Genomic DNA, 6,423 nt, shown 5'->3' with positions numbered 1-6,423 from the left:
CCGACAAATCCGAAACAGGACAGTCAGCGACGTCAGTCAGAGGGTGAGTCAGGCTCATCAGCAGAACCACCAGTCACATGATCACTGTCAGAGGGAGTCGATCCCCGGCTCCAGCAGGCCCAGCAGGGCCCGTGCCGCCGGGCTCATGGCCTGCGGGGGCGGAAGCAGGGCGACCGTCTCGTAGACCGTCTCGCCGGTGCCCTTCACGGGGACGGCCGTGAGCGAGTCGCGCTTGTGCCGGAAGTGGCGCGGTACCACGGCGATACCGAGGTTCTCGTCGACGAGGTCGAGGAGGCTGTGCACGTCGTTGACCTCCAGGGGCACGGTCCTGCGGACGCCCGCGGCGGCGAAGACGGCGTCGGTGGTGCGGCGCGGCCCCCAGTCCGGGTGGAAGTCGACGAAGACCTCACCGCCGAGCTCCTCGGGGGTCACGGCCGCGCCGAGCGTCGCGAGGCGGTGACCGGGATGGCACAGCACGGTCATCGGCTCCCCGGTCAGCGGGACGACCCGCAGCTGGTCGGTGTCCTCCTGCGCGGTCCGCACCGCGAAGGCCAGGTCGAGCCGCCCGCTCGCCACCTCGTCCGCGAGGGCGCCCGACCCCGCCTGCCGCAGACAGATCTCCACATCCGGGTGCCGCCGCCGGAACGCGGCGAGCAGCCCCGCCACATGCACCCCGGCGACGCACTGCTCCGACCCGAGCGCCAGCATGCCGCGCAGCACCCCCTGCACCGCGGCCACCGCCTCGTGGGCCGACCGCACCTGCGCCAGGATCCGCTCCGCCTCCGTCAGCAGAGCGCGGCCGGCCGGTGTGAGCGTCACCCGGCGGGTCGTCCGTACGAACAGCGGCGTCTGCAGCTCCCGCTCCAGCGACCGGATGGAGGCGGACAGCCCGGACTGCGAGACCAGCAGCCGTTCGGCCGCCCGGGTGAAGTGCTCCTCCTCGGCGACCGCGACGAAGTGCTGCAGATGACGGAGTTCCATGACTGAGAAGCGTAAGCGCTGAATCCCATCGGATTCTTCTGTTGGACCGATGCCCCCAGGTCGCGAAAGAGTGGACACCGGTTCTCAGGGAACCCGGACCCACCGTGCCAACCCCACTGGAGTCGCGTTGTACACCGCACACCACGACCGTTACGCGGACATGCCCTACCGGCGCACCGGACGCAGCGGTCTGAGACTGCCGGCGCTGTCACTCGGCCTGTGGCACAACTTCGGCCCCGACCGGCCCGTCGAGACCCAACGCGACATCCTGCGCCGCGCCTTCGACCTGGGCGTCACCCACTTCGACCTGGCCAACAACTACGGGCCGCCACCCGGCGCCGCGGAGTCCGCGTTCGGCGAGGCCCTCAAGACGGACCTCGCCCCGTACCGCGACGAGCTGATCATCTCCACCAAGGCGGGCTATCTGATGTGGCCCGGCCCGTACGGCGAGTGGGGCTCCCGCAAGTACCTGCTCTCCTCGCTCGACCAGAGCCTGGCGCGCATGGGCCTCGACTACGTCGACATCTTCTACTCGCACCGCCCCGACCCGGACACTCCGCTGGAGGAGACGATGGGCGCCCTGCACTCGGCGGTGCAGCAGGGCAAGGCGCTGTACGTCGGCGTATCCAACTACTCCGCCGAACAGACCCGCGAGGCCGCCCGCATCCTGGGCGAGCTGGGCACCCCGCTCCTCATCCACCAGCCGCGCTACTCGATGCTCGACCGGCGCCCCGAGAGCGAGGGCCTGCTCGACGCCCTCGACGAGCTCCAGGTGGGCTCCGTCGTCTTCTCCCCGCTGGAGCAGGGGCTGCTGACCGGCCGCTACCTCGACGGCATCCCGGAGGACTCGCGAGCCGCGAGCGACAGCCCGTTCCTGAACTCCGACGCCGTCACCGAGGACCTGGTGGGCCGGCTGCGCGCGCTGGACGAGATCGCCAAGTCCCGCGGCCAGTCGCTGACCCAGCTCGCCCTCGCCTGGGTGCTGCGCGGCGGCCGGGTGACCTCCGCGCTCGTCGGCGCGAGCAGCGCGCGCCAGATCGAGGACAGCGTCGGCGCCATCCGCAACCTCGACTTCGAGGCGGACGAACTGGCCCGCATCGACGCGATCGTCGAGGGCAGGGCCTAGCCTCGGAGCAGCGCGAAGGGGGCGAGACAAGGGGTCCGTGCCGGCGTGGCCGGCACGGACCCCTCCCATGATCCTGTCAGGTGCGCCTCAGGCGTCGTACGTGTAGAACCCGCGGCCGGTCTTGCGGCCGAGGTGGCCCGCGGCGACCATGCGGCGCAGGAGGGCCGGAGGCGCGTACAGCGGCTCCTTGAACTCCTCGTACATCGACTCGGCGACCGCCAGCGCCGTGTCGAGGCCGATGAGGTCGAGCAGGCGCAGGGGGCCCATGGGGTGGGCGCAGCCGAGTTCCATGCCCTGGTCGATGTCGTCGGGCCGGGCGCCGCCCGACTCCACCATCCGTACCGCGCTGAGCAGGTAGGGCACGAGCAGCGCGTTGACGACGAACCCGGAGCGGTCCGGTGCCTGGACGACCTGCTTGCCCAGGTGCCGGGCGAAGTCATGGGTACGCCGCACGGTCTCCTGGCTGGTGGTCAGGGCGGGGATGACCTCCACCAGCCGCTGCACGGGCACGGGATTGAAGAAGTGCATGCCGACGACCTGCGCGGGGCGCTCGGTGGCGACCGCCAGATCGACGATGGGGATCGACGAGGTGTTGGTCGCCAGGATCGCCGCGGGGTCCTCCACCGCCTTGTCCAGGGTGCGCAGGACGTCGGTCTTGATGTCGCGGTTCTCGGCGACGGCCTCGACGACGAACTGGCGGTCGGCCAGGTCGCTGAGGTCGTGGGTGAAGGACAGCCCGGCTAGGGCCCGGTCCCGCCGCTCCTCGCTGAGCTTGCCGCGCCGTACGCCCCGGTCGAGGGAGGCGGTGATACGGCGGCGGCCGGCTTCGACGGCGTCATGGGTGGCTTCGGCGACCCGGACGTCGAGACCGCCGAGGGCGGCTACTTCGGCGATGCCGGAGCCCATGAGGCCGCAGCCCACGACGCCGAGACGGGTGACGGGATCCATCTGAGGTCCTCTCTGACGATGCTGCGCAGGGGTTCGGGGGAGCGGCCTCAGACGTTGCGGCGGTACTGGCCGCCGACCTCGAAGAACGCCTCGGTGATCTGCTGCAGCGAGCAGACGCGGGCGGCGTCCATGAGGACCGCGAAGACGTTGTCGCCGCTGACCGCCGCGTCCTTGAGGGCGGCCAGGGCGGTGTGGGCCTGCTCCCGGTGCCGGGCCTGGTGGTCCCGTACACGGTCCAGCTGGGACCGCTTCTCCTCCTCGGTGGCGCGAGCCAGCTCGATGGCGCCGGGCTCGGCGTTCTCGGCGTGCGGGTTGCGGAAGGTGTTGACGCCGATGATGGGCAGCGTGCCGTCGTGCTTGCGCTGCTCGTAGAGCATCGACTCGTCCTGGATACGGCCGCGCTGGTAGCCGGTCTCCATGGCGCCGAGCACACCGCCGCGCTCGCTGATCCGCTCGAACTCCTGGAGCACCGCCTCCTCGACCAGATCGGTGAGCTCGTCGATGACGAAGGAGCCCTGGAGGGGGTTCTCGTTCATGGCGAGGCCCCACTCACGGTTGATGATCAGCTGGATGGCCAGGGCCCGGCGGACGGAGTCCTCGGTGGGTGTGGTGACGGCCTCGTCGTAGGCGTTGGTGTGCAGGCTGTTGCAGTTGTCGTAGATCGCGATGAGCGCCTGGAGGGTGGTGCGGATGTCGTTGAAGTCCATCTCCTGGGCGTGCAGGGAGCGGCCGGAGGTCTGGACGTGGTACTTCAGCTTCTGGCTGCGCTCGTTCGCGCCGTACTTCTCCTTCATCGCCACCGCCCAGATCCGGCGGGCGACCCGGCCGAGGACCGAGTACTCGGGGTCCATGCCGTTGGAGAAGAAGAACGACAGGTTGGGGGCGAAGTCGTCGATGTGCATACCCCGGGCGAGGTACGCCTCGACGTAGGTGAAGCCGTTGGCCAGGGTGAAGGCCAGCTGGCTGATGGGGTTCGCCCCGGCTTCGGCGATGTGGTAGCCGGAGATGGACACCGAGTAGAAGTTGCGGACCTGGTGGGCGATGAACCACTCCTGGATGTCGGCCATCATCCGAAGCGAGAACTCGGTGGAGAACAGGCAGGTGTTCTGGCCCTGGTCCTCCTTGAGGATGTCGGCCTGCACCGTGCCGCGCACGTTCGCCAGCGCGTGCGCCCGCAGCCCGTCCGCCTCCTCGGCCGAGGGGTCACGGCCCTCCAGGGCGCGGAACCTCTCGGTCTGCTGGTCGATGACGGTGTTGAGGAAGAACGCCAGGACGGTCGGGGCGGGCCCGTTGATCGTCATGGAGACCGAGGTGGTGGGCGCGACCAGGTCGAAGCCGTCGTAGAGCGCCTTCATGTCGTCCAGCGTGGCCACCGACACCCCGGAGGTGCCGACCTTGCCGTACACGTCGGGACGCTCGTCGGGGTCGCGGCCGTAGAGGGTGACCGAGTCGAACGCGGTGGACAGCCGGGTGGCCGGCTGGCCCTCGGAGAGCAGCTTGAAACGGCGGTTGGTGCGGAACGGGTCGCCCTCGCCGGCGAACATCCGGGCCGGGTCCTCGCCGTCGCGCTTGAAGGGGAACACCCCTGCCGTGAAGGGGAAGTGGCCGGGCAGGTTCTCCCGGCGCCAGAACCGCACCAGCTCCCCGTGGTCGGTGAACCGGGGCAGGGCGACACGGGGGATCTTGTTCCCGGAGAGGGACTCGCGGGTCAGCCTGGTGCGGATCTCCTTGTCCCGGACCCTCACCACCTGCTCGTCGCCGGAGTAGGACGCGACGACCGCGGGCCAGTTCTCGATCTGCGCCGTGACCTCGTGCGGCAGCCGGCCCCGGGCGTCGTCGAGCAGCGACTCCACGTTCCCGGCGTCGGAGCCGGCCTCGACCAGTTCGCCCCGGACCAGGTCCAGTCGCTGCGCCCGCCGGGCCGCCTCGGCCAGTCGCTCGGTCTCCGCGTGGTAGCGGCGGACGGTCTCGGTGACCTCGGCGAGGTAGCGCACCCGGTCGGCGGGAACCACCTGCCGGATACCGGAGGAGTGGCGCACCTCGACCCGCGGCAGGACGCCCTCCGTCAGAGGCAGCCCCTGCTCGGCCAGGGTGGTCCGCACATGCTGGTAGAGCGCGGTGACGCCGTCGTCGTTGAAGGTGGCCGCCGACGTCCCGTACACCGGCATGTCCTCGGGCCGCATGCCGAACGCCTCACGGTTGCGGACCAGCTGGCGTCCGACGTCCCGCAGCGCGTCCTTGGCGCCGCGTCGCTCGAACTTGTTGATCGCCACGACGTCGGCGAAGTCGAGCATGTCGATCTTCTCCAGCTGCGAGGCGGCGCCGAACTCCGGCGTCATCACGTACATCGAGGTGTCGACGAACGGCACGATCGCCGCGTCGCCCTGTCCGATGCCCGGTGTCTCCACGATCACCAGGTCGAACCCGGCGGCCTTGACCACGTCGATCACGTCGGACAGGTGCTCGGGCAGCTCGTGGCTGCCCCGCGTGGCCAGGCTGCGGAAGAAGACCCGGTTCCCGTCCAGGGAGTTCATCCGGATCCGGTCACCCAGCAGGGCGCCTCCGCCCCGGCGCCGGGTCGGGTCGACCGCGATCACCGCGATCCGCAGCTTGTCCTGCTGGTCGACGCGGAAGCGGCGCACCAGTTCGTCGGTGAGGGAGGACTTCCCGGAGCCGCCGGTGCCGGTGATGCCGAGCACCGGCGTGGTGCGGGCCCCCGCGGCGGTACGCAGCCGGCCGAGGAGGTCCTGCGGCAGTTTGCCGAGCTCCGCGCCGGTGATCGCGCGGGCGATGGCGAACCGGTCGCCCGACAGTACGTCCGCCGCGTCCACCGAGCGGCTGTCCCACAGGTCGAAGTCGCAGTCCTTCACCACCGTGTTGACCATCCCGGCCAGGCCCATCCGCTGGCCGTCCTCAGGGGAGAAGATGGTCACCCCGCTGCCGCGCAGCCGGGTGATCTCCTCGGGCACGATGACACCGCCACCGCCGCCCACCACGCGCACGTGGTCCGCTCCCCGTTCGCGCAGCGACTCGACGAGGTACTCGAAGTACTCCACGTGCCCGCCCTGGTAGGACGAGACCGCCACACCGTGGGCGTCCTCCTCCAGCGCAGCGTCCACGACCTCCCGTACCGACCGGTTGTGCCCGAGGTGGATCACCTCGGCTCCCTGGGACTGGAGGATGCGCCGCATGATGTTGATCGACGCGTCGTGCCCGTCGAACAGGGCCGAGGCGGTGATCAGGCGGACGGGGTGCACGGGTCGGTGCAGGGTCATGGAGGCCTTCTCGGACGGTGGGGAGAACGCTGACGAAGAGATAGTAGGACGTCCTAGTAAATTGCCGGAAGCCGCCACGGCGAAGAGATCGGC

4 protein-coding genes are annotated in these 6,423 nt (G+C 70.2%); 1 reads left to right on the top strand and 3 read right to left on the bottom strand.

Going from position 1 to position 6,423, the window contains the following annotated elements; translation table 11 throughout:
• Positions 1–87: 87 nt before the first annotated feature.
• Entirely contained in the window at positions 88–981 is an 894-nt protein-coding gene (locus AC067N_RS31745; RefSeq protein WP_478682355.1) for a LysR family transcriptional regulator, read from the bottom strand.
• Between the two features lie 127 nt (positions 982–1,108).
• On the opposite strand from AC067N_RS31745, the gene mgrA reads away from it, so the two are divergent.
• Positions 1,109–2,107 (top strand): L-glyceraldehyde 3-phosphate reductase, encoded by a 999-nt coding sequence (gene mgrA, locus AC067N_RS31740; RefSeq protein ID WP_478682354.1) that lies wholly within the window; start codon positions 1,109–1,111, stop codon positions 2,105–2,107.
• Between the two features lie 87 nt (positions 2,108–2,194).
• Here the strand turns inward: mgrA and AC067N_RS31735 are convergent, their stop codons facing one another.
• On the bottom strand, positions 2,195–3,055 hold the full coding sequence (locus tag AC067N_RS31735) for a 3-hydroxybutyryl-CoA dehydrogenase (protein ID WP_478682353.1): 861 nt from the start codon (positions 3,053–3,055) through the stop codon (positions 2,195–2,197).
• A gap of 47 nt (positions 3,056–3,102) precedes the next feature.
• Positions 3,103–6,330, bottom strand: a complete 3,228-nt coding sequence (gene icmF / locus AC067N_RS31730) for a fused isobutyryl-CoA mutase/GTPase IcmF (RefSeq protein ID WP_478682352.1) — start codon at positions 6,328–6,330, stop codon at positions 3,103–3,105.
• Positions 6,331–6,423 lie beyond the last annotated feature (93 nt).

The organism is Streptomyces sp. NPDC042364, from assembly GCF_056437585.1.
This window is presented reverse-complemented; position numbering and strand designations above follow the sequence as displayed.